The sequence below is a fragment of the Roseateles sp. NT4 genome (assembly GCF_051857475.1).
GTDB lineage: Bacteria > Pseudomonadota > Gammaproteobacteria > Burkholderiales > Burkholderiaceae_C > Pelomonas.
In genome coordinates, this window is the sequence record NZ_JBPZGZ010000001.1 from 1,779,044 (window position 1) to 1,802,370 (window position 23,327).

Below are 23,327 nucleotides of genomic sequence, written 5' to 3' on the forward strand. Positions count from 1 at the left end.
GGGCATGCACGCGCTGCTGCCCACGACCTCCACCCTGCCCCTGTTCGACGTCGCCGCCAGCCGGCGCATCGAGGCACGCGCCCTCGTCCATTCGCCCGACCTGATGGAGCGCGCGGGCCTGGCGGTGGCCAAGCTGGCGTTGGCGCTGCGCCAGGGGTCCGGGCCGGTCTGGATCGCCTGCGGCCCGGGCAACAACGGCGGCGACGGGCTGGTGGCCGGGCGGCGCCTGGCCGAGGCCGGCGTGCCGGTGCACATCAGCCATGAGGCCCCCGCCCACCCTTCCCTGGTCATCGACGCCCTGCTCGGCCTGGGCCTGAACCGCGGCCCATCGGCCGAGATGCGGGTCACCATGTCCGCGATGGCCGCCTGCGGTGCCCCCGTGCTGGCCATCGACCTGCCCAGCGGCCTGCTGGCCGACACGGGCCAGCCCGCTGGCGGACATGCCGTGCACGCCGACCACACCCTCACGCTGCTGACCCTCAAGCCTGGCCTCTTCACCGGCGAGGGCCGCGCGCACTGCGGACGCATCTGGTTCGACGACCTCGGCATCACGCCCGATGAGCCGGCCACGGCCGACCTGCTCGGCCCCGCACCGACGCCCACGCGCAGCCCGACCAGCCACAAGGGCAGCCATGGCCAGGTGCTGGTCGTCGGCGGTGCGGCTGGCATGCAAGGCGCCGCGCGGCTGGCGGCGCGCGCGGCCCTGGCATGCGGCGCGGGCCGCGTTTATCTGGACCTGCTTTCACAACCGGCCGGCGAACCTGCCGACCCCGGCCAGCCCGAGCTGATGCGGGGCCGGCTGCAGGACCTGCCGCAGGCCGTCGGCGTCATCGGATGCGGCGCCGGGCCGGCCATTGCCGAAGCCCTGCCCGATGCGTTGCGGCAGTTGCCACGCCTCGTCATCGACGCCGATGCGCTCAATGCCATCGCATCGGATGAGGCGCTGCAGCAGCAGCTGAAAGCCCGCCCCGCCGGTACGACGCTGCTGACGCCCCACCCCCTCGAAGCGGCACGCCTGCTGAGCCGCGATGTGGCCAGCCTGCAGGCCGATCGCCTGGCCGCCGCCCGAGAGCTGGCGCTGCGTTTCAACGCCAGCATCGTGCTCAAGGGGTCGGGCAGCGTCGTCGCCTCACCCGGCGAGCGGCCTGCGCTCTGCGCCAGCGGCGGACCCGCGCTGGCCACGGCCGGCAGCGGCGATTTGCTGGCCGGCTGGCTGGGCGGACTGTGGGCCCAACAGCCTACGCTCGGTGCCCACGCGATCGCCTGCGCCGGCGTCGACGCGCACGGCCGCGCTGGCGATGTGGAGGGCGTGCTGCGCGCCAGCGAGCTCATCACCCGCCTGGCGGCACAGCACTGAGGCTCAGCGCCGCTTGCGCGGCGCCGCCTTGGCCGCCGTCTTCTTGGCCGCCTTGCGCGCTGCCTTGACCGGATGCAGGCCCGCGACGACGGCCTTGCGGCCTTGTTTCACGTCGCGATCGGTCTGGCGCACTTCCTCCAGCGCCTCGACGGCCGTCTTGGGCGCGCGCTTCTTGGCCGGCGCTTTCCCCGATGCCTTGCCCGAGGGTTTGGCGCCGGAGCCACGACTCGGCGCGCGCAAGTCGTCACCATCGCGCACCAGACGGAAGTCGATGCGGCGACCGTCCAGGTCGACACGGCTGACCTGCACCTGCACGCGCGCGCCGGTGGCGTAGCGGATGCCGGTGCGTTCGCCGCGCAGCTCCTGGCGCGCCTCGTCGAAGCGGTAGTACTCGCCGCCGAGCTCGGTGATGTGGACCAGGCCTTCGACGTAGAGCGCGTCCAACTGCACGAACAGGCCAAAGGACGTGACGGCGCTGACGGTGCCGGCGAACTCCTCGCCGAGGCGGTCGCGCATATAGCGGCACTTCAGCCAGGCTTCGACGTCGCGGCTGGCCTCATCGGCACGCCGCTCGTTGGCGCTGCAATGCGCACCGACGACCTCCCAGCGCTCGGCCTCGTTGCGAGCATCGGCCGGGTTGGGCGGCGGCGGCCGGCCCGGGCGCTTGGGCGCCTGCGGCACGTTCATCTTGGCCGCATCCAGCGTGTAGCGCTTGCCTGCCAGCAGGCATTTGATGACGCGATGCACCAGCAGGTCGGGATAGCGCCGGATCGGGCTGGTGAAGTGGGTGTAGGCCGGATAGGCCAGGCCGAAGTGGCCCGAGTTGGTGCCGGTGTAGATGGCCTGCTGCATGGAGCGCAGCAGCATGGTGTGGATCTGCTGGGCGTCGGGGCGGTTCTTGGTGGCCTCCGCCAGTTGCTGGAACTCGCGCGGCGACGGGTCGTCGGAGATGCCGACCGAGATGCCCAGGGAGCGCAGATAGTTCTGCAGGGTCTGGCGCTTCTCAGGCGTGGGGCCTTCATGCACGCGGTAGAGCGAGGGGTGCTTGGAGCCCTGGATGAAATCCGCCGAGCAGGTGTTGGCGGCCAGCATGGCCTCCTCGATCAGCCGGTGGGCATCGTTGCGGGTGCGCGGGATGATCTTCTCGATGCGACCGTTGTCATCGCAGACGATCTGTGTCTCGGTGGTCTCGAAATCGATGGCGCCGCGGCGGTGGCGCTCGCCCAGCAGCGCGCGATAGACCTCGTGCAGATGCAGCAGATGCGGCACCAGTTCGCGGCGCTTGGCCGCCTCGGGGCCATGCGTGTTGGCCAGGATGGCCGCCACCTCGGTGTAGGTGAAGCGCGCGTGCGAGCAGATCACCGCCGGGTAGAACTGGTAGGCCGTGACGGTGCCGTCGGTTGACACGAGCATGTCGCAGACCATGCTGAGCCGGTCTTCATACGGGTTCAGCGAGCACAGGCCGTTGGACAGCTTCTCCGGCAGCATCGGAATGACACGGCGCGGGAAGTAGACCGAGGTGGCGCGCTCGTAGGCGTCGGCGTCCAGCGGTTCGCCGGGCTTCACGTAATGCGACACGTCGGCGATGGCGACCAGCAGGCGCCAGCCTTCGAAGGCCTTCTTGCCGCGGCCCTGCTTGAAGGGCTCGCAATAGACGGCGTCGTCGAAGTCGCGCGCATCCTCGCCGTCGATGGTGACGAGCGGCACGTCGCGCAGGTCGATGCGGTGCTTGAGGTCGGCCGCGCGCAGCTTCTCGGGCAGCTTGGCGGACTGGGCCAGCGTGTCGGGGCTGAAGCGGTGCGGCACGTCGTACTTGCGCACCGCAATCTCGATCTCCATGCCGGGATCGTCGATTTCCCCTAACACCTCGACCACGCGGCCAACAGGCTGGGAATACAGCGAGGGCGGCTCGGTCAGCTCGACCGCCACAACCTGGCCAGCCGTGGCATTGGCGATGCCGTTCTTGGGGATGAGGATGTCCTGGCCCATGCGCCGGTCTTCGGGCGCGACCAGCCAGATGCCCGACTCCAGCAGCAGGCGGCCGATCAGCGGGCGCTTCTTGCGCTCGAGGATCTCGAGCACCTTGCCTTCGGGGCGGCCGCGCTTGTCGAAACGGACGACGCGCACGCGCAGGCGGTCGCCATGCATGACGGCGTGGGTCTCCTGCGAGGACAGATAGATGTCCGAGGAGCCGTCGTCGGGGATCAGGAAGCCGTGGCCATCGCGATGGCCTTGCAGCGTGCCCTCGACCTCGCCGAGCAGGCCCGCGCTGTCGCCCGTAGGCGATGAAGTTGTGTTCTTCAAGTTTTTGATGATATAGTCTCTGTTTTCCTGAAACGGCTCAGGACTTCAATCGAAGTTTTGAGCACCTTGCCCAGGTGGCGGAATTGGTAGACGCACTAGTTTCAGGTACTAGCGGGTAACTCCGTGGAGGTTCGAGTCCTCTCCTGGGCACCAAACAAAGACAAAAAGGCCGATGCGAAAGCATCGGCCTTTTTGCTTTGGTGCCCAGGAGAGGACTCGAAGGGCGTGTCACCGGGGACCGAGGACAAGCCCTGCGGCTTGTCCGACGCCTCGGTGAAGGCAACGCGCCTGCAAGCGCGTTGCCGGCCGCCGGGGTCGCCGGAGGTGACCGAGTCCCCGACGATGCGCCCTCGATGGGCGCTTCGTCGAGTGGTGGCACAAACCGAACTTCGCATCGTGCCACTCAACCAGCGCTGCCTCAAACGACGAACTTCTTCGCCAGCGCCTCCGGCCCCATGCCGTCGTATTCCTCGAACGGCTGGTGGATCCAGGGCGAGGTTTCCAGCATCTCGCAGTAATAGTCCGGCGTGTAGGCCGACACCTGCTTGGTCCAGATGACCGCCGAGCGCAGCTCGGTGATGGCGGGCATGCCGCGCAGGCGCTCCACCACGGCCTTCAGCGTGACGCCCGAGTCGGCCAGGTCATCGACCAGCAGCACGCGGCCGGCCAGTTCACCCTTGGGCATGGTGATGTACTTGGCCATGTCCAGGCGACCCTGGATGGTGCCGGCCTCGGCGCGGTAGGAGCTCGTCGACATGATGCCCAGCGGCTTGTCGAAGACGCGCGACAGCACGTCGCCCGGGCGCATGCCGCCGCGGGCCAGGCAGAGGATCTGGTCGAACTGCCAGCCCGAGGCGTGCACCTTGAGCGCCAGGCGCTCGGTCAGCAGGTGGTACTCGTCCCAGGATACGTAGAGGTGTTTGCCGTCGTCGGTCAACATGGTGGTGGAGTCTCCGTCGAGTAGGTTTGTAGTGTCAGGCGGAATAAGGATGACGCAGCACGATGGTGTGCTCGCGGTCGGGGCCGGTCGAGACCATGTCGATGGGTGCACCGATGACCTCTTCCACGCGCTTCAGGTAGCTGCGCGCATTGGCGGGCAGCTTGTCCCAGGCGGTAACGCCGAAGGTCGTCTCGGTCCAGCCGGGGAAGGTCTCGAACACGGGCTCGCAGGCATCGATCTCGTCGGCGTCCAGCGGCAGGATGTCGAGCAGCTTGCCGTCGAGCTGGTAGCCCACGCACATCTTGATTTCGGTCAGGCCGTCCAGCACGTCGAGCTTGGTCAGGCACAGGCCGGTGATGCCGTTGATGATGATGGAGCGCTTCAGCGCGGCGGCGTCCAGCCAGCCGCAGCGGCGCGCACGGCCGGTCACGGTGCCACGCTCCTGGCCGACGGTGGAGAGGTGGTAGCCGACGGTGCCGGGCTGCTCCCAGTCCAGCTCGGTCGGGAAAGGACCGGAGCCGACGCGCGTCGTGTAGGCCTTGGTGATGCCCAGCATGTAGTGCAGCATCTGCGGGCCCACACCGGCGCCGGCGGCGGCATTGCCGGCCACGCAGTTGCTGGACGTGACATACGGGTAGGTGCCGTGGTCGATGTCCAGCAGCGTGCCCTGCGCGCCTTCGAACAGGATGTTGGCGCCGGCCTTGCTGGCCTTGTGGATCATGTAGCCGACGTCGGCCAGCATGGGCTTGATGGCCTCGGCCATCTTCATGGCCTGCTCGAAGATGGGCTCGAAGGCCAGGGGCTCGCCCTTCAGATAGCCCGACAGCGCGAAGTTGTGCAGGTCCAGCAGCTCGCGCAGCTTCTTGGCGAAGCGCTCGGGGTGCTTCAGGTCCTGGGCGCGCAGGGCGCGACGAGCCACCTTGTCTTCATAGGCCGGGCCGATGCCCTTGCCGGTGGTGCCGATCTTGCCGCTGCCGCTGGTCTCGCGCAGTTGCTCTCGAGCCTTGTCGACGGCAACGTGGAAGGGCAGGATCAACGGGCAGGATTCGCTGATGAAGAGGCGCGAACGCACCTCGACGCCGGCGGCTTCCAGGCGCTCGATCTCGCTCAGCAGATGGGTCGGGTCCACCACCACGCCGTTGCCGATGTAGCAGGCCACGCCGTCGCGCATGATGCCGCTGGGGATCAGTTGCAGCGCGGTCTTCACGCCCTTGATGACCAGCGTATGGCCGGCGTTGTGGCCACCCTGGAAACGGACGACACCTTGTGCGTGGTCCGTCATCCAGTCGACGACCTTGCCCTTGCCCTCGTCACCCCATTGGGTGCCGACGACGACCACATTGCGTCCACGCGCGGTTTGGCTCATGTTGATTGCCTGTCTTTGCTTGAAAGGAAAAGTGGGCGCCGCGCCTTACAGCGTTCGGACAACCCACTGAGTGTGCTCGCGAACCAGCTCGCGGTCACAGTCGAATTCATCGGCCTCGTGCTCATGCCCGGGCAAAACGCACACCACCGTCTCGCCCTGCTCGCGCAGCGCACGCACGGCCTGGCGCAGCGAGGCCTCCTCGCCCCAGGGCGCCCGCACGGCGGCGCGCAGGGGCGTGGCCGGCACCAGGGTCACCAGCGTCTTCAGGTCCAGGCTGAAGCCCACGGCCGGGCGGCGGCGGCCAAAGGCGGCGCCCACCTCGTCGTAGCGGCCGCCGCGCAGCACGGCGTCGGAGCAGCCCGAGGCGTAGGCGGCGAAGCGGATGCCCGTGTAATAGGCATAGCCCTGCAGATCGGCCAGGTCGAAGCCCAGGGCCACCTCGGGGTGGACAACCGCCAGATGGCCGGCCAGCCAGTCCAGGTCGGCAAGGGCCGACTTGACGAGGGGATGATCGGGCAGGCGGCGCGCGGCCTCGGCCAGCACCTCGCGGCCACCGAACAGGCTGGGCAGGGCCAGCAGCGCGTCGCGCGTCGCGGCAGGCAGGCCGGCGGTCAAATCGGTCAGCACGCCCATGTCCTTGGCCGCCAGCGCCGCGGTCAGGGCGGACAGGGTGTCGGCCGGCAGCTTGACGCCGTCCAGCACGCCCTGCAGCAGGCGCGCGTCGCCCAGGTCCAGCATCACGTCGCTCAAGCCGGCGCGGCGCAGCGCGTCCAGGGCCAGCTCATGCACTTCCAGGTCGGCTTCCAGGCCGCCATGACCGTAGATCTCGACGCCGAACTGCAGCGGTTCACGGCTGGTGTTCAAGCCGTCGGGCCGCGTGTGGGCGACGGGGCCGCAGTAGCACAGCCGGGTCACGCCCTGGCGGTTCAGCAGATGGGCGTCGATGCGGGCGACCTGGGGCGTCGTGTCGGCGCGCAGGCCGAGCGAGCGACCAGACAGTTGATCGACCAGCTTGAACAACTTGATCTCGGAGCCCGAGCCGGTGCCGGACAGCAGCGAGTCGAGGTGCTCCAGAAGAGGCGGAATGACCAGCTCGCAGCCATAGCCGCGGGCCATGTCGAGCAGCTCTCTACGCAGCTCTTCGATGCGGCGCGCCTGCGAAGGCAGGACATCGGCAATGTGCTCGGGCAGCAGCCAAGCAGAGGACATGGGCGCAGGCTAGGCGGTTAAAAACGGCATTGTACCTATGCCCTCCCCCGCCCCAGCCCTGCAAGCCTTCAGATCAACGCAACCAAAGCAGCCCGAAAAGGCCCATCAGGATGCTGACCAGGCCGATGAAGCGGATCTGCCCATCGCTCATCGCAAGGATGCGGCTGAAGACCTCGCGCCAACGCGCCGGGCTGACCAGGGGCATCAGCCCCTCGATCACCATGACCAGCGCGAGCGCGGTCAGCAGCTCTGTCACTTGCGCGCGGGCGCGGCGGCAGGAGCGGCGCCGGAGCCCCGCATGGCCTTGAAGAAGTCACTGGACGGATCGACGACCATCACATCGCTCTTCTTGTTGAAGCTGGCGCGATAGGCCTCCAGCGAGCGGTAGAACTGCGCGAACTGTGGGTCGCGGCCAAAGGCCTCGGCATACAGGGCCGATGCCTTGGCATCGCCTTCGCCCTTGATCTTCTGGGCATCACGGAAGGCCTCGGCGACGATGATTTCGCGCTGGCGGTCGGCATCGGCCTTGATCTTCTCGCCCTCGGCGGTGCCGGTGGAACGCGCCTCGGCGGCCACGCGCTTGCGCTCTGAGTCCATGCGCTTGTAGACCGAGTCCGTGATGCTGGAGGCAAAGTCCACGCGCTTGATGCGCACGTCAACGACCTCGATGCCGAACTGCTTGGCCTCGTCGGCCAGGCGCTTGCGCACGTCCTGCATGATCTTCTCGCGCTCGGTGGCCAGCACGGCGATGACGGTGCGCTTGGTCACTTCCTCGTTGAAGGCGGCCTGCACGACCGGCGCGAGGCGGTTCTCGACATTGCGCACGTCGGCGCCGCTGTTGCGGATGAACTGGCGCGGCTCGGCGATGCGCCACTTGATCAGCCAGTCGATGACCAGGCTCTTCTTCTCGGCCGTGAAGATGGGGCGCGACTCGCTGCTGTCCAGGGTCTGCACGCGGCGGTCCAGCAGCACGACGTTCTGCAGCGGCGGCGGCAGCTTGAACTTCAGGCCCGGCTCGGTGATGACTTCCTTGATCTCGCCCAGCGCGTAGACGGCAGCGAACTGGCGCTGATCGACGATGAAGAGCATCGACGACAGCAGCATCAGGACGACGATGGCGCCGGCGAGGATGGCGGCAATACGGTTCATGAGAGGGTCCTCAATCAGCGGCCGTCGCGGCTGCGCTGGTTGTCACGGCTGCGCAGGTCATTGCTGCTTGGCAATGTCGTGGGCTCGGGCAGGGTCGTGGGCTGCGGCGGCGACACGGTCACCGTGCCGCTGCTGCCCTGCTGGATCAGCTTGTCCAGCGGCAGGTAGAGCAGGTTGGAGCCGGTCCGGCTGTCCACCATGACCTTGCTGACATTGCTGTAGATCTGCTGCATCGTGTCGATGTAGATGCGGTCGCGCGTGACCTGGGGCGCCTTCTGGTACTCGGCCAGCACGCTCTTGAAACGCTCCGCATCACCCTCGGCGCGCGCGATGACGCTGGCCTTGTAGCCCTCGGCCTGCTCGCGCAGCTTGGCGGCGTCGCCGCGGGCACCTGGGATCTTGTCGTTGGCGTAGGCCTGCGCGTCGTTCTTCAACTGCTCGCGGTTGGCATTGGCCTTCTGCACGTCGTCGAAGGCGGCCTGCACCTGCTCGGGCGGCTGCACGCTCTGCACGTTGACGCTCTTGACCTGGATGCCGGCCTTGAGGCGGTCGAGCTGGGCCTGGATGGACTTGACCAGATCGGCAGCGATGGCGTCGCGCTGCTCGTAAAGCACAGAATCCATCGTGCTCTTGCCGACGATCTCGCGCACGGCCGACTCGGCGGCCAGCAACACAGCTTGCTCGGGGTCGCGGTTCTCGAACAGAAAGTCCTTCAGGTCACGGATGGTGAACTGCACCGAGAAACGGATGTCGACGATGTTCTCGTCCTGGGTCAGCATGGACGAGTCGCGCAGGCCCGTGGCCGCGACGACCGAACTGCGGCCCACCTCGACCTGGCGCAGCTGCGAGACCGGCTGGATCTCGTGGGCCTGGAAGGGATAAGGCGCGCGCCACTGGAAGCCCGCCTCGACGGTCTTCTGGTACTTGCCGAAGGACGTGATGACGCCCTGCTGGCCTTCCTGCACGATGAAGAAGCCGCTGGCCAGCCAGCCCAGGGCCACGACGCCGGCGATGAGGCCCACGCCGATGCCTGCGCCCTTCATGTCGGGCGAACCGCCGGAGCCATTCGGACCCGAAGGCCCGCCGGACTTGCCACCGAACATGCCCGACAGCTTGCGATTGAAATCGCGCCAGAGCTCGTCCAGATCGGGCGGGCCGTCATTGCGGCCGTTGTTCAGCAGCCGGCCTGCGGCGCGTGCCACGGGCGTCATCAGACGCTGGGCCCAGCTGCTGCGGGGCGGGGTGTGGGGAGTGCTGCTCATGCCTTGGAAGGGTCTGAGGAAGAGGGGTCGCCGTCATCGGATGACGGCGACGGATCAGCGTCGAAACGTGGGTCCCGCTCGTCGGGAATCAAGGGCTGGGTCTGCATGGCCGTCGCAATCAGCTGGCGCAACTCGGCCAGGCCGCTGCCGTCCAGCGCGCTGACGAAGACGCGTGGCGTCGGCTCGGTGCTGCCGTTGGGGCGCAGCATGGCGTCGACGATCTCGCGCGGGCGCTGGTCGTCGGGCAGCAGGTCCTGCTTGTTGTAGACCAGGATCTGCGGCACGCCGCTGGCGCCGATTTCTTCCAGCACGCGCTCGACCTCGACCATCTGCTCATCCAGCACGGGGCTGGCCGCGTCGATGACATGCAGCAGCAGGTCGGCATCGGCCGCCTCCTGCAGCGTCGCGCGGAAGGCCTCGACGAGCTTGTGCGGCAGGTCGCGGATGAAACCCACCGTGTCGGACAGCGACACGCTGGCTGCCGCCTGCTCGAGGTAGAGGGAGCGGGTCGTCGTGTCCAGGGTCGCGAACAGCTGGTTGGCCGCATAGGCGCGCGCCTTGGTCAGCGCGTTGAACAGCGTGCTCTTGCCCGCGTTCGTGTAGCCGACCAGGGAGACCTTGAAGACGCCATTGCGCGAGCGGGACTTGCGCTGGGTGCTGCGCTGGCGCTGCACCTGCTTCAGCCGCTCCTTGGTCTTCTTAATGCGGTCGTCGATCATGCGACGGTCCAGCTCGATCTGGGCCTCGCCGGGACCGCCGCGCATGCCGATGCCGCCGCTCTGGCGCTCCAGGTGGCTCCAGCGCCGCACCAGGCGCGTGGCCAGGTATTGCAGCCGCGCCAGCTCGACCTGCAACTTGCCCTCGTGGCTTTGCGCGCGGGCGGCAAAGATCTCGAGGATCAGTGCCGTGCGGTCGGCCACGGGCACGCCGAGGACGCGCTCCAGGTTGCGTTGCTGGGCCGGCGAGATGGCCTGATCGAACAGCACCGTGTGAGCTTGGTGGGCCTGCACGAGGAGCTTGATCTCGTCGGCCTTGCCGGAGCCCACGAACAGGGCCGCATCGGGCGCCGGGCGGCGCGCGATGATCTTGGCCACCGGCGTGTCGCCGGCGGATTCGGCCAGCAAGGCCAGTTCGTCCAGGCTCTCGTCGAACCCTTGGGCGGAGCGGTGGCGACCGAAATCGACACCCACAAGAATGGCGCGCGCCGCCTCGGAGGGCGGCGTCGCGTCGTGGGCAGAGGTCGAGGACAAGGGGTGGGGATCAGGCGTCCGCGGGGGCGTCGCCGGCGTGGAAGTTGACGGCGCGGCCCGGCACGACGGTCGAGATCGCGTGCTTGTAGACCATCTGCGTCACGGTGTTGCGCAGCAGGACGACGTACTGGTCAAACGATTCGATGTGGCCTTGGAGCTTGATGCCGTTCACGAGGTAGATCGAAACGGGCACATGCTCTTTGCGAAGCAGGTTCAAAAAGGGGTCCTGCAAAAGTTGGCCTTTGTTGCTCATCGGTATGCTCCGAGTTATCGGGGGGGTGGGGACTACGGGTAAGACCTTAACACACGGTCCCACGGGTGCCGGGCGTCAGCCTAGGTCTTTTCGTCGAAGGGATTCTTCGAAGAACGTAGCTCGATCTTCAGCGGCGTTCCGACCAGCTTGTAGTGGGCGCGGATGCGGCCTTCCAGGTAGCGCTTGTAGACCTCGGTGACGCCGTCCAGCGCATTGCCGTGGATGACGACGATGGGCGGGTTCTGGCCGCCCTGGTGGGCATAGCGCATCTTGGGGCGCGAAACACCCGAGCGCTTGGGCTGCTGGTGCTCCACGGCCTCCTGGATCAGGCGGGTCAGCACCGGCGTGGTCATCTTGCGGTAGGCCGAGGCATAGGCGTCGGCCATCGCGTTCCACAGCGCCGACAGACCCTGGCGCTTCAGCGCAGAGATGTTGTGCATGGGCGCGAACTTCAGGAAGGCCAGGCGCTGCTCGATCTGGCGCTTCAGCGTCTCGCGCTGGTAGCTGTCGACGGCGTCCCACTTGTTGCAGGCCAGCACGACGGCGCGGCCGCTGTCCAGGATGTAGCCGGCGATGTGGGCATCCTGGTCGGTCACGCCTTGCGTGGCATCCAGCAGCAGCAGCACGACGTGGGCGTCGGCAATCGCCTGCAGGGTCTTGACGACCGAGAACTTCTCGATGGCCTCGAAGACCTTGCCCTTGCGGCGCAGACCGGCCGTATCGATGAGCTTGAACTTCTGGCCGTTGCGCTCGAAGTCCACGGCAATCGCGTCGCGCGTCGTGCCCGGCATGTCGAAGGCGACCAGCCGCTCCTCGCCCAGCCAGGTGTTGATCAGCGTGCTCTTGCCGACATTCGGGCGGCCGGCCACGGCCAGGCGGATGACGCCATCCTGCTGCGGGCCGGCGCCGAACTCCTCGCTGGTGTCCTCGAAGGGCTCCAGCACGGCGTCCAGCAGGCTGCGGATGCCCTGGCCGTGGGCTGACGAGATCGGGTGGGGCTCGCCCATGCCCAGCTCGTGGAACTCGGCCAGCAGCGGCGACTCGCTCATGCCCTCGGCCTTGTTGACGGCCAGGTGCACGCGCTTGTTGACGCTGCGCAGGTAGCGGGCGATGTCGCTGTCGTGGGCCGACAGACCCAGGCGGATGTCGACGACGAAGATGACCGCGTCGGCCTCGGCGACGGCCTGCTTGGTCTGCTTGGCCATCTCCTTGACGATGCCGGTGCTGCTGTCGGGTTCGAAGCCGCCGGTGTCGATGCAGATGAACTCGCGATCGCCGAGGCGGCCGTCACCGTAGTGGCGGTCGCGCGTCAGGCCGGCGAAGTCGGCCACGATGGCGTCGCGCGACTTCGTCAGGCGGTTGAACAGCGTCGACTTGCCCACATTGGGGCGGCCGACCAGGGCAATGACCGGTTTCATTTCGCGGGTTTCATTCAGCCTTGATGGCGAACAGGCCACCATTCTTTGTGGCGACCAGGGCCGTCTCGCCCAGCACGGTGATGGTGACCACGGCCGAGCCATCGGTCGCCAGGCGCGAGCGGGTCTTGCCGGTGTCGCGGTCGATCAGATGCAACTGGCCCTCGAAGTCGCCGACGAGGATCTGCTTGCCGATGACGACGGGCTCGGAGAGCTTGCGGCGCTGGAACTGGTCGGCCGACCAAGCCAGGTCGCCGTTGGCCAGCTTCCAGGCCGACAGGCGATCCGAGGCATCGCCAGCGACGACGATTTGCGAGTCGGCGCCGATGCCGTTGGTGCCGCCGACAACGCGGTTCCACAGCGCGCTGCCGCGCTCGGCGTTGATGCAGCCGACCGAGGACTGAAAGGCGCGGGCGCAGATCAGCTCGCCCTGGCGCTGGGCCGGGCCCACCAGGTCGGCCAGGCGCTCGACTTCATTGGTGCCGCGCGGCGTGGCCACGCTGGCCTCCCAGCGCAGCTGGCCCTTGACCGGGTCGATGCCCGCCAGACGCGGCCCCTGGCCAACGACCAGGGTGTCCTTGTAGGCCAGCAGCACGCCGGCCTTGGCCAGCGTCAGCGGCTCGCCGGGACGCTTCAGTTCCCAGATCTTGCGGCCGTCCAGCGCGTCGAAGGCCAGCACCTGGCGGTCCAGGGTCAGCGCGAAGACGCGCTCACCGGCGACCAGCGGGGCCGCGACGACGGGCGTCGGCAGGGCCTTTTTCCAGGTCACCTTGCCGGCGTCCAGCACGACGAGCTCGTTGTCGCGGTTGACGACGGCGGCGAAGCGGCCGTCGCTGCCCACGCCGGCCAACAGCTTGTTGCCCACGTCGCCACGCCACAGCTCACTGCCGTCGGCAGCCGACAGGGCACGCACCTGGCCGTCGATGCTGGCGACGACGAAGCGGTCGGCCGGCGTCGCGATGCTCAGCGGGAAGGTGATGTCACCGCCCTTGGCGCTCCAGACGATGCGGCCCGTGGCGGGGCCCGACAGGGCCTCCAGCGGCGCCGGCTTGCTCTTCTCATCGCCGAACCAGTTGTTCCAGGTCGAGCTGATCGACGAGCAGCCACTCAGCGAGGCTGCGAGCAGCGAAATCAGGACGACGCGCCTCATTGCGCGGCTCCGGCAGCCTCGACGGCGGTGGGCACGCCCAGCGTGGCCAGCTTGGCCTCGACGATGCGGCGGTAGTCCTGGGTCTTTTCCAGCCCGGCCAGGGCCTTCTGGTATTCGGCCTTGGCGGCGTCGCGCTTGTCCTGCAGCAGCAGCAGGTCGCCACGGCGGTCGGCCACCAGGGCGGCAAATTCGGTCGACTTGACCGCGTCCAGGGTCTTGGCGGCCTCGTCGTAGGCCTTGGCGTCGAGCTGCAGGCCAGCCAGGCGCAGACGGGCGACGTCGCGGTAGGCACCGCCCTCGGCACCCTGCTCGGCCACCCAGTTCAGGCTCTGCTTGGCGTCGTCGAGCTTGCCCTTGTCCTGCTGCAGCTTGGCAACCTGCAGACCGGCCTGGGCCGCATAACCGGTACCGGCATAGCGGGCCTTCAGGTCGCCCGCGGCGATGGCGGCCTTGTCGAGGTCCTGGGCGGTCAGGGCGCGGTCGAACTCGTCGTACATCGCGGAAGCCTTGGCGGCCTGGTCACGCTGATACCAGTTCCAACCCTGCCAGGCAGCGAAGGCGGCCAGCACGGCGGTCAGCACCCAGGTGATGAGGTTGCCCCAGCGCTTCCAGAACGCTTTGAGTTGTTCAAGTTGTTCTTGTTCTTCGAGGTCGAGATGGGCAGCCATGGGGAAAACTTCGAGAAAAGGGGAAAAACGGGCGCGGGAGGCCCGGGATTATGCGGGGAGCAGATCGGCGGCCCAGGCGGCCACGTCGGCAAGTGGCCGGCTGACCTGTTCGCCGCCTTCACGCAGGGGTTTGACAGCCACTTCGCCGCGCGCCAGTTCGTCGGCACCGAAGACGAGGGCGAAACGCGCACCGGAGCCATCGGCCTTCTTGAACTGCGACTTGAAGGAGCCTCCACCGGCGTGCATCTGCACGCGGACGCCGGCTTCGCGCAGGGCCTCCAGCGCCAGCATGGCCTGGGGCAGCGCGGTCGCGTCGGGCAGGATGGCGTAGGCGTGCGGCGCGGCGGACGGCACCGGCAGGCCAAGTTCGTCGATCAGCAGCAGCAGGCGCTCGATGCCCAGGCCGAAGCCCACGGCCGGCGTCGGCTTGCCGCCGAGTTGCTCGAACAGGCCGTCATAACGGCCACCGCCGCAGACCGTGCCCTGGGAGCCGAGCTGATCGGTCACCCATTCGAAGACGGTCAGGTTGTAGTAGTCCATGCCCCGCACCAGGCGGGTGTTGACGCGGTACTCCAGGCCGGCGGCGTCGAGGATGGCACGCACGGCATTGAAGTGGGCCAGCGTGTCTGTGCCGAGGAAGTCCATCAGCTTGGGAGCCGCCTCGATGACGGGCTGCATCGCCGGGTTCTTGCTGTCCAGGATGCGCAGCGGGTTGCTGTGCAGGCGCTTCTTGCCGTCCTCGTCCAGCTTGTCGGCGTGGGCCTCGAAGTGGGCGATCAACGCGGCGCGGTGGGCGTTGCGCTCGGCCGGCTGGCCCAGGGAGTTCAGCTCCAGGCGCACATGCTGGCCGACGACCAGTCCCAGGGCCTGCAGCAGGCGGCGCGCCATCAGGATGACTTCGGCGTCCACATCCGGGCCGTTGAATCCCAGGGCCTCGACGTCAAGCTGGTTGAACTGGCGGTAGCGGCCCTTCTGCGGGCGCTCGTGGCGGAACATCGGGCCCATGGTCCACAGTCGCAGCGGACCGTTGTAGAGGGCGTTGTGCTCGACCATGGCGCGCACGATGCCGGCCGTCGCCTCGGGGCGCAGCGTCAGCTGGTCGCCGTTCATGCTGTCGGTGAAGGAATACATCTCCTTCTCGACAATGTCGGTCACCTCGCCCAGGCCGCGCACGAAGAGCGCCGTGGGCTCGACGATGGGCGTCAGCATGTACTGATAGCCGTAGCTCGACAGCACCTTGCGCAGCGTGGTCTCGAACCAGCTCCACAGTTCGCTGCTCGGCAGCTTGTCCTTGCGGGTGACGCTGGCCGGGAGGATGTCGTTCATCCCCTTCACGGCCTGGATGGTTTTGCTCATGCAGTAGCTGACTCGGTAGCGGTCGCGCCGAAGCGCTTGTCGATGTAGTTCTCGACCAGGGCGTGGAACTCGGCCGCGATGTTGTCGCCGCGCAGGGTCACGGCCTTTTCGCCGTCGATGAAGACGGGGGCGGCCGGCGCCTCGCCGGTGCCGGGCAGGCTGATGCCGATGTCGGCATGCTTGCTCTCGCCGGGGCCGTTGACGATGCAGCCCATGACGGCCACTTTCATCTCTTCGACGCCGGGGTACTTGTTGCGCCAGACCGGCATCTGCAGGCGCAGGAAGTCGTCGATCTGCTTGGCCAGCTCCTGGAAGGTGGTGCTGGTGGTGCGACCGCAACCCGGGCAGGCCGTCACGCTGGGGTTGAAGTGACGCAGACCCAGGGCCTGCAGGATCTCGAGGGCCACGACGACCTCTTGCGTGCGCGACTCGCCCGGCTGGGGTGTCAGGCTGACACGGATGGTGTCGCCGATGCCTTCCTGGGCCAGGATGCCCAGGGCCACCGACGAGGCCACCGTGCCCTTGGTGCCCATGCCGGCTTCGGTCAGGCCCAGGTGCAGCGCATAGTCGCAGCGACGGGCCAGCTCGCGGTAGACCGAGATCAGGTCCTGCACGCCGCTGACCTTGCAGCTGATGATGATGTTGTCGGGGTTGAGGCCCAGCTCGGCGGCATAGGTGGCGGAGGTCAGCGCCGACTCGACCAGGGCCTGGTACATGACGGGCTTGGCGTCCCAGGGCTGGGCGCGACGGGCGTTCTCGTCCATGAACTGGGCGAGCAGCTCCTGGTCGAGGCTGCCCCAGTTGACGCCGATGCGCACGACCTTGTCGTACCTGGCCGCGGCCTCGACCATCATCGCGAACTGCTTGTCCTTCTTGTCGCCCTTGCCGACGTTGCCGGGGTTGATGCGGTACTTGGACAGGGCCTGGGCCATGGCCGGGTATTCGGTCAACAGGCGGTGACCGTTGTAGTGGAAGTCGCCCACCAGGGGCACGTCGATGCCCATGCGATCCAGCTGCTCGCGGATATAGGGCACCTGTTCGGCGGCCTCGGGCGTGTTGACGGTGATGCGCACCAGCTCCGAGCCGGCGATGGCCAGTTCCTTGATCTGGATGGCCGTGCCGATGGCGTCCACCGTGTCGGTGTTGGTCATGGACTGCACGCGCACCGGCGCGTCACCGCCGATGGTGACGACGCGCTGGCCCCAGACGACGCGGGCCTGGCGGCTCCTGCGCGGCGCCGGCTTGGCTTCGGGAATGATCCATTCGCTCATTTCAACTCCAGTCGAGCGACGTTGTCCTTGGCGAGCGCCGCGAGATCAATGGCGCCACCGCGCCATTCGATCCGGGTGCCGCGCACATTGCCGACGCGCACCTTGTAGGGCGCTGCGCCGGTGAATTCCTGCTGTTCGCCCGAGCGCAGCACGCGCGACAGCAGCATCTGGCCCTGGGCGTCGGTGACCTCGACCCAGGTGTCGGCCGTGGCCGTCAGGCGCAGCGCACTGCCCGTCGCCGCGGTGACCGTGGCCTTCACGGCCGGCGCAGAGGCCGGCAAGGCGGCCGGCGGCGGCGCGACGTCGCGCACCTGCAAAGGCGCGGAGGCGACAGGCAAAGAGACGGGCGCCACTGCTGGCACCGTCACCACGGGCTCCGAGGCCGCGGGCGCCGGCACGAACTCGACGACAGGCGCGCTGGCCGCGGCAGCGACGACGGTACCGGACGAGGCCGACGACGACGCCGTGCTGTCACGCTCGGGCAGCCAGCCGGCCGGAATCCAGTAGACGGCGGCGGCGGCGACCAGCAGCAGCACCGGGCCCCAGACGACGGGCTTGAGCAGCAGGGCCAGAACGCCACCGTCGATGGGACCGGCGCTGCGCTCGCGAAAGGGCTGGTTGAGCCCGGGGCGAACATCGAACTCGCGGTCGCGCGTGCGCGGCAGCAGGGCCAGCACGGGCGCCGGATCGACCTTGAGGGCACGGCACATGGCCGTGGCCAGGGCCCGTGCAAAGGTGGCGTCGGGCAACTGGTCGAAGCGGTCGGCCTCCAGGGCCTCCAGCTTGGCCTGTGGCACCTTGAGCATGACGGCCAAGGCGGCGATGTGCAGGCCGCGCTGCTGGCGCGCGCTCCTGAGCCAGGCACCCGCAGTGGTGGCCTGGCTGGCGGGTCCCTCGGAGATGGGTTCCATCGTCTCGTTCTTGTTGTGGGCCACGATCACGGCTTATTCGTCGTAGCGGCCAGCGTCCAGGGCCTGGGTCTCGGGGGCCTGGGGGTATTTGCGGCGCAGCTGCATGGCCAGATCGTCGACCGTGCCGCTGTTGTTCATCTTGCGTTCGATGCGCAGTTGCAGCCACAGGCTCTGCGCATTGGTCTGCTCGGGCTGGGCATTGACGCGCTTGGCATAGAAGCGGGCCCGCTCCAGCTCACGGTTGCGGTAGAGCACCTCGGCCAGGTTGACGGCGATGGCCGGATTGCCGGGGTCGAGCTCGAAGGCGCGCTGCAGCGTCTTCTCGGCCACCAGCATGCGGCCGGCGCGCGCCTCGCAGACACCCTTGGCCAGCAGGGTGCGGGCCGGCGCGCGGTAGGTGGACACCGCCAGCGCCTGGTCGAACAGCGAATCCGCCGTGGGCCAGCGCTGTTGCTGGCACATGAACCAGCCGTAGTTGTGCAGGGTGTCGGGGTCGTTGGGGTAGACGGCCAGCGCACGACGGAAAGTGTCTTCAGCCAGTTGAGTCTCACCCATGGCGCCGTAGATCAGGGCACGCAGATTGACGGCCTCGCGCATGTCCGGCTTGGCCTGCAGGGCCAGCTTGAGCTCGTCCAGGGCGGTGTTGAACTGGCCCCGCGAGAAATAGCCCTGAGCCAGCTCGAGCCGGATGCCGGCGCGGCGATCGGCGTCGGTCTGGTCGGAGTCGGTCTTGATCTCGCGGTCGCCGCTGGGGGCGGTACCGGTGCCGGCGCAGGCGGCAAGCAAGGCAGTGGTCAGAACGATCAGCAGTCGCTTCATCGAATCCTCTAAGGTGGGCACCAGGGCATCAGGTGGATTTGGCCACCGTGACGGGTGCCCTGACCATGCGGATATGCGCGCGGGTGCGGTCCTGGACCTCACCGGCCAGCTGACCGCAGGCGGCGTCGATGTCGTCACCGCGCGTCTTGCGCACGGTCGTGACGATGCCGGCCTGGATCAGCACCTCGGCAAAGGCCTGCACGCGCGCATTCGTGCTGCGCGTCAGGCCCGAAGCCGGGAAGGGATTGAAGGGGATCAGGTTGATCTTGCAGCCGATCTTGTTCTTCAGCAGCCTGACCAGTTCGCGGGCCTGCTCGGGCGAGTCGTTCACCTCCTGCAACATGCAGTACTCGAAGGTGATGAAGTCGCGCGGCGCCTTCTCGAGGTAGCGGTTGCAGGCGTCCAGCAGCTCGGCGATGGGGTATTTCTTGTTCAGCGGCACGAGCTGGTCGCGCAGCGGATCGGTCGGCGCATGCAGGCTGACGGCCAGGGCGACCGGGCAATCCTCGCGCAGGCGGTCGATCATGGGCACGACGCCCGAGGTCGACACCGTCACGCGGCGACGGCTCAGGCCATAGCCATGGTCGTCCAGCATGGTCTTGAGCGAAGGCACCAGCTGGTCATAGTTCTGCAGCGGCTCGCCCATGCCCATCATCACCACGTTGGAGATGACGCGTTCATCGGTGTTCTGGCGCTTGCGCAGGCTGTGCTCGGCGAACCAGAGCTGGGCCGTGATCTCGGCCGTCGTCAGGTTGCGGCTGAAACCCTGGTGGCCCGTCGAACAGAAACGGCAGCCCACGGCGCAGCCGGCCTGGCTGGAGATGCACAGGGTGCCGCGGTCGTCTTCAGGGATGAACACTGCCTCGACGGCATTGCCGGCACCGACGTCGAACAGCCATTTGATGGTGCCGTCGGCCGATACATGTTCGGAGATCACCGGCAAGGCGGTGATGTGGGCACGGCCCTTGAGCTTGTCGCGCAGGGATTTGGCGAGATCGGACATCTGGTCGAAGTCCGACGCGCCCTTCTGGTGGACCCAGCGGAACAGCTGGGTCGCACGGAATTTCTTTTCGCCCAGTTGCTCGCAGTAGGCGGCCAGGCCTGGCAGATCAAAACCGAGCAGGTTGACCGCGTCCATACGAACTTTCTGGGCCGGGGTCACCGACCCCGTTGGGGGTTTAACGACCCGAGTAGACGTTCATGCCGGGGAAGAAGAAGGCCACTTCGACGGCGGCCGTTTCGGCGGCGTCGGAACCGTGCACGGCGTTGGCGTCGATGCTGTCGGCGAAGTCGGCACGGATGGTGCCCTTTTCGGCCTTCTTGGGATCGGTGGCGCCCATCAGGTCACGGTTCTTCAGGATGGCGCCTTCGCCTTGCAGGGCCTGGATCATCACGGGGCCGCTGATCATGAAGTTGACCAGGTCGTTGAAGAAGGGGCGGGCCTTGTGGACGGCGTAGAACTGTTCGGCCTCAACGCGCGACAGGTGCACCATCTTGGCGGCCACGACCTTCAGGCCGGCGCCTTCGAAGCGGGCGTAGATCTGGCCGATGACGTTCTTTGCCACGGCATCGGGCTTGATGATGGACAGGGTGGTTTCGATCGCCATGGGGTTCTCCTGATGGGGCGTATTGGACAAAGCCTGTGATTGTAGCGGGCAGGGATGACCCTAGTCAGGTCATCCCAGGTTTCAGCGCCGGCCGCCGTAGCCGCCGCCGGAGCGTCCACCGCCACCACCACCACCACCGCCGCCACCCTTGCCGCCACGGCCACCACCGCCGCCACGACGCAGGAAAGCGTCGCCGCCGATATAGCCCACCGAGGTCTGCATCGGATCGGGTTCACGCGGGCCGTTGCCTTTGTTACCACCGCCCTTGGGCCTGTCGTGCTGCTGGCTGCCGCCGGCGCCGAAGCCCTGCGGCAGGCCACGCTTGCCACTGGTCGCGTGACGGCGGTCGAAGGTCTGCTCCAGCGGATTGACGTGGTGAGGGATGAAGCCATCGTCTTCATCGTCGTCGTCACGGCGCTGGGCGCGCTCCTCGCGGGGCGGGCGCGGCTGCTGCGGCTCGGGCGGACGGCTGGGGCGCGGACCGACGCCGGCATGGCGGTCATCGTTGCGGCGCTTGTTGCGGTCGTTCTTGTTGCCTTGCGGCTGCTGCTGGCCCTTGCCCTGGCCTTGTTGATGACCCTGGCCATGGCCCTGCTGCTGCTGGCCCTGGCCGCTGTTGTTCGTGTGGCCCGCCAGGCGGCGGATGACGCGCACGTCATCGTCGCCCAGCTCCACCCAGACACCACGCTTGAGGCCGCGCGGCAGCACGACGGTGCCATAGCGGATGCGGATCAGGCGGCTGACCACCATGCCGACCGCCTCGAAGAGCTTGCGCACCTCGCGGTTGCGGCCTTCGGTGATCGTGACGCGGTACCAGCGGTTGGCGCCTTCGCCGCCGCCGTCCTCGATGTTCATGAAAGCTGCCGTCTGGCCATCGACATTGACGCCTTCCAGCAGCTTGGCGCGCTGCTCGTCGCTCAGCGAGCCCAGCACGCGGGCCGCGTACTCGCGCTCCACGCCAAAGCGCGGGTGCATCAGCTGGTTGGCCAGTTCACCGGAGTTGGTGAACAGCAGCAGGCCTTCGGTGTTGATGTCCAGGCGGCCGACGGACTGCCACTTCTGGCCCTGCACACGCGGCAGGGAGCGGAACACGGTGGGTCGGCCTTCGGGATCGTTGAAGGTCGAGACCTCGCCGGTGGGCTTGTGATAGGCCAGGATGCGCGGGTTCGGCGGCGAGATGCGCACGCGCACGTCCTTGCCGTTGACGCGCACGCGGTCGCCGAAGGAGATGCGCTGGCCGACATGGGCCACTTCGCCGTTCACCTCGATCTTGCCTTCGGAGATCCAGTCCTCGATGTCGCGACGCGAACCGATGCCGGCCTGGGCCAGCACCTTCTGCAGCTTGGGCGCGTCGGCATCGGGCGCCAGCACGCGCTTGGTCTCGCCCTCGCCGCCCTCCTCGGCCGCCTCTTCAGGCTCGGGGCGCAACTGCGGCGGCTCGCCGATCGGGCCCTCCGATTCCGCGTCCAGATTGCCCGACAGCACATCGGCGAAGCGCGCCCCCGCGGCCTCGACGAGCTCAGGCGCTAGGACGACGCCTGCCGGTTCACCGCCTGCCGCCGCCTGCGCGGCCTGGCGCTCGGCGCGCTCCTTGCGGTTGCGGCGACGGTTGCGGCTGCGTCCACCCCGCTCGCCGTCCTCACCGCCCTCGCCTTCGCCATCGCCTTCTTCGTCCGCATCGTCATCGCCTTGCGGCGCAGCGGTCGACGGTTGATCGGCCAGCGTGAAGACGGGCGCGGGCGCAGGCGCCTCGACGACCGGCGCGGGCGCTTCAACGACCGCCTCAGCGGCGGCTGCCGTCTTGCGCGGCGCGCGCTTGCGGGCCGGGGCCGGCGCCTCCTCGGCGGGTGCGGCCTCAGGAGCCGGCGCGGCCTCTTCCGCCACCGTCTCGGCAGCCTTGCGGCGCGTTCGCTTCACCGGCACGGGCGTTTCGGCGACCTCGGCAGCAGCTTCGGGAGCGGCCTCGGCGGCCGCCTTGGCCGTCGTGCGGCGGCGCTTGGGCGCGGCAGGCGCCTCGGCATCAGCGGCGGGGGACAGGGGCTTGTCTTGATCGGCAGCGTCGTTCATGCGGATTCGGGCTGGGTTTGCGGGGGCGGATCTTCGGGATCGGGATTGGGGAGGGCCGGCGTGCCGTCGTCGCCAAACAGGCTCAGGGACGGCGCGGGCGCCTCGGCGGGGGCTGGTTCGTCAGCGGCGGGTTCTTCAGCAACCGGCTCGTCAGCAGCCGGCTCTTCTGCAGCAGGTGATTCGGGCGGCGCCTCTTCGGCGGCGTCCAGCAACTGGCCCTGCAAGGCCTCGAAGGCCGGCGGCTCGCTGCCGACGTCCAGGGCCGGCAGTTGTTCCAGGCTGGCCAGGCCCAGGTCGTCGAGGAAGGCCTTGGTCGTCGCGTACAGCGCCGGGCGACCCGGCGTCTCGCGGTGGCCGATGGCCTCGATCCAGCCACGGTCCTCGAGCTGCTTGACGATCTGGCTCGCGACGACGACGCCGCGGATGTCCTCGATGTCGCCGCGCGTGACCGGCTGGCGGTAGGCAATGATGGCCAGCGTCTCGAGCACCGCGCGCGAGTAGCGCGGCGGCTTCTCGGGGTGCAGCCGGTCGAGATATTCGCGCAGCTCGGGGCGGCTTTGGAAGCGCCAGCCCGAGGCCAGCGCCACCAATTCGACGCCCTTGCCCTCCCAGTCGCGGCTCAGCTCGTCGAGCAGGCTGCGCACGGTATCGGCGCCGAGTTCGTCGGCGAACAGGCTGCGCATCTCGCGCAGCGTCAGCGGCTGCGAGGCACAGATCAGCGCGGTCTCGAGGACGCGCTTGGCATCCTGGGTATTCATGAACGCAAATGCGCCCTCAATCAGGCCAAGTCTGGCAATCCGTCCGGGCCTGCGCGCTCTCAGCGTTCGTCAGGCGAAGCGGACGGGGTCTGTCCGGGCGTCAGCTTGGGGCTCAGCAGCCTTCCAGCGGGACGCGATCGGGGTGGTTGACCGGCGGGCGGATGGACTGCAAACCGCGCGGGCCGCGCCCCGTGTGTCGAATTCGGGGCGCGCTG

Annotated in this window: 21 protein-coding genes and 1 tRNA gene; 2 read left to right on the forward strand and 20 right to left on the reverse strand. The window is 68.1% G+C overall.

All coding sequences use genetic code 11. From position 1 onward, the window contains the following. The first annotated feature begins 4 nt into the window (after positions 1 to 4). Entirely contained in the window at positions 5 to 1,357 is a 1,353-nt protein-coding gene (locus tag ACS5PN_RS08355; protein WP_439463464.1) for an NAD(P)H-hydrate dehydratase, read from the forward strand. A gap of 3 nt (positions 1,358 to 1,360) precedes the next feature. Here the strand turns inward: ACS5PN_RS08355 and rnr are convergent, their stop codons facing one another. Next, positions 1,361 to 3,661: a ribonuclease R gene (gene rnr, locus ACS5PN_RS08360; protein ID WP_439463465.1), complete on the reverse strand. Its 2,301-nt coding sequence runs from the start codon at positions 3,659 to 3,661 to the stop codon at positions 1,361 to 1,363. A gap of 68 nt (positions 3,662 to 3,729) precedes the next feature. Here rnr and ACS5PN_RS08365 point away from each other — a divergent pair. Further along, a tRNA-Leu gene (locus ACS5PN_RS08365) sits at positions 3,730 to 3,814 on the forward strand. 265 nt (positions 3,815 to 4,079) lie between these two features. On the opposite strand, the gene ACS5PN_RS08370 is transcribed toward ACS5PN_RS08365, so the two are convergent. From ACS5PN_RS08370 to scpB, 19 genes are all read right to left on the reverse strand, one after another. Further along, positions 4,080 to 4,601 (reverse strand): phosphoribosyltransferase, encoded by a 522-nt coding sequence (locus ACS5PN_RS08370; protein WP_439463466.1) that lies wholly within the window; start codon positions 4,599 to 4,601, stop codon positions 4,080 to 4,082. A 34-nt stretch (positions 4,602 to 4,635) separates the two neighbouring features. Continuing rightward, positions 4,636 to 5,967 (reverse strand): adenylosuccinate synthase, encoded by a 1,332-nt coding sequence (locus ACS5PN_RS08375; protein ID WP_439463467.1) that lies wholly within the window; start codon positions 5,965 to 5,967, stop codon positions 4,636 to 4,638. Positions 5,968 to 6,012: 45 nt separating this feature from the next. Next, positions 6,013 to 7,176: an ATP phosphoribosyltransferase regulatory subunit gene (locus tag ACS5PN_RS08380; RefSeq protein ID WP_439463468.1), complete on the reverse strand. Its 1,164-nt coding sequence runs from the start codon at positions 7,174 to 7,176 to the stop codon at positions 6,013 to 6,015. Between the two features lie 73 nt (positions 7,177 to 7,249). After that, entirely contained in the window at positions 7,250 to 7,432 is a 183-nt protein-coding gene (locus ACS5PN_RS08385) for a DUF2065 domain-containing protein (protein WP_439463469.1), read from the reverse strand. Further along, positions 7,429 to 8,325: a protease modulator HflC gene (hflC, locus tag ACS5PN_RS08390; RefSeq protein WP_439463470.1), complete on the reverse strand. Its 897-nt coding sequence runs from the start codon at positions 8,323 to 8,325 to the stop codon at positions 7,429 to 7,431. The genes ACS5PN_RS08385 and hflC overlap by 4 nt, the downstream gene beginning before the upstream one ends. Before the next feature lie 14 nt (positions 8,326 to 8,339). Then, positions 8,340 to 9,587 (reverse strand): FtsH protease activity modulator HflK, encoded by a 1,248-nt coding sequence (gene hflK, locus ACS5PN_RS08395; protein ID WP_439463471.1) that lies wholly within the window; start codon positions 9,585 to 9,587, stop codon positions 8,340 to 8,342. Continuing rightward, positions 9,584 to 10,837, reverse strand: a complete 1,254-nt coding sequence (gene hflX, locus ACS5PN_RS08400) for a GTPase HflX (RefSeq protein ID WP_439463472.1) — start codon at positions 10,835 to 10,837, stop codon at positions 9,584 to 9,586. Before hflX ends, hflK begins: the two co-directional genes overlap by 4 nt. A 10-nt stretch (positions 10,838 to 10,847) precedes the next feature. Then, positions 10,848 to 11,090: an RNA chaperone Hfq gene (gene hfq / locus ACS5PN_RS08405; RefSeq protein ID WP_056198163.1), complete on the reverse strand. Its 243-nt coding sequence runs from the start codon at positions 11,088 to 11,090 to the stop codon at positions 10,848 to 10,850. Between the two features lie 80 nt (positions 11,091 to 11,170). Continuing rightward, entirely contained in the window at positions 11,171 to 12,508 is a 1,338-nt protein-coding gene (gene der, locus ACS5PN_RS08410) for a ribosome biogenesis GTPase Der (RefSeq protein WP_310324662.1), read from the reverse strand. Between the two features lie 10 nt (positions 12,509 to 12,518). After that, a complete protein-coding gene (gene bamB, locus ACS5PN_RS08415) occupies positions 12,519 to 13,655 on the reverse strand; it encodes an outer membrane protein assembly factor BamB (RefSeq protein ID WP_439463473.1) in 1,137 nt (378 codons plus the stop codon). Beyond that, a complete protein-coding gene (locus ACS5PN_RS08420) occupies positions 13,652 to 14,323 on the reverse strand; it encodes a YfgM family protein (protein ID WP_439463474.1) in 672 nt (223 codons plus the stop codon). Before ACS5PN_RS08420 ends, bamB begins: the two co-directional genes overlap by 4 nt. Before the next feature lie 48 nt (positions 14,324 to 14,371). Continuing rightward, the gene (gene hisS, locus ACS5PN_RS08425) at positions 14,372 to 15,679 is read right to left on the reverse strand and encodes a histidine--tRNA ligase (protein ID WP_439463475.1); all 1,308 of its coding nucleotides are present in this window, start codon (positions 15,677 to 15,679) and stop codon (positions 14,372 to 14,374) included. Continuing rightward, positions 15,676 to 16,950 carry a flavodoxin-dependent (E)-4-hydroxy-3-methylbut-2-enyl-diphosphate synthase gene (gene ispG / locus ACS5PN_RS08430; RefSeq protein ID WP_439463476.1) on the reverse strand — a complete coding sequence of 425 codons (1,275 nt, stop codon included), beginning with the start codon at positions 16,948 to 16,950 and terminating at the stop codon, positions 15,676 to 15,678. Before ispG ends, hisS begins: the two co-directional genes overlap by 4 nt. Further along, positions 16,947 to 17,885, reverse strand: a complete 939-nt coding sequence (locus ACS5PN_RS08435; RefSeq protein ID WP_439463477.1) for a helix-turn-helix domain-containing protein — start codon at positions 17,883 to 17,885, stop codon at positions 16,947 to 16,949. Before ACS5PN_RS08435 ends, ispG begins: the two co-directional genes overlap by 4 nt. A gap of 9 nt (positions 17,886 to 17,894) precedes the next feature. Beyond that, positions 17,895 to 18,680, reverse strand: a complete 786-nt coding sequence (gene pilW, locus ACS5PN_RS08440) for a type IV pilus biogenesis/stability protein PilW (RefSeq protein WP_439463478.1) — start codon at positions 18,678 to 18,680, stop codon at positions 17,895 to 17,897. A 28-nt stretch (positions 18,681 to 18,708) separates the two neighbouring features. Continuing rightward, on the reverse strand, positions 18,709 to 19,818 hold the full coding sequence (gene rlmN / locus ACS5PN_RS08445) for a 23S rRNA (adenine(2503)-C(2))-methyltransferase RlmN (RefSeq protein WP_439463479.1): 1,110 nt from the start codon (positions 19,816 to 19,818) through the stop codon (positions 18,709 to 18,711). Between the two features lie 40 nt (positions 19,819 to 19,858). Then, entirely contained in the window at positions 19,859 to 20,287 is a 429-nt protein-coding gene (ndk, locus tag ACS5PN_RS08450; protein WP_119045420.1) for a nucleoside-diphosphate kinase, read from the reverse strand. Positions 20,288 to 20,368: 81 nt separating this feature from the next. Further along, entirely contained in the window at positions 20,369 to 22,354 is a 1,986-nt protein-coding gene (locus tag ACS5PN_RS08455; RefSeq protein ID WP_439463480.1) for a pseudouridine synthase, read from the reverse strand. Further along, positions 22,351 to 23,112: an SMC-Scp complex subunit ScpB gene (gene scpB / locus ACS5PN_RS08460; protein ID WP_439463481.1), complete on the reverse strand. Its 762-nt coding sequence runs from the start codon at positions 23,110 to 23,112 to the stop codon at positions 22,351 to 22,353. The genes ACS5PN_RS08455 and scpB overlap by 4 nt, the downstream gene beginning before the upstream one ends. Between the last annotated feature and the right edge of the window lie 215 nt (positions 23,113 to 23,327).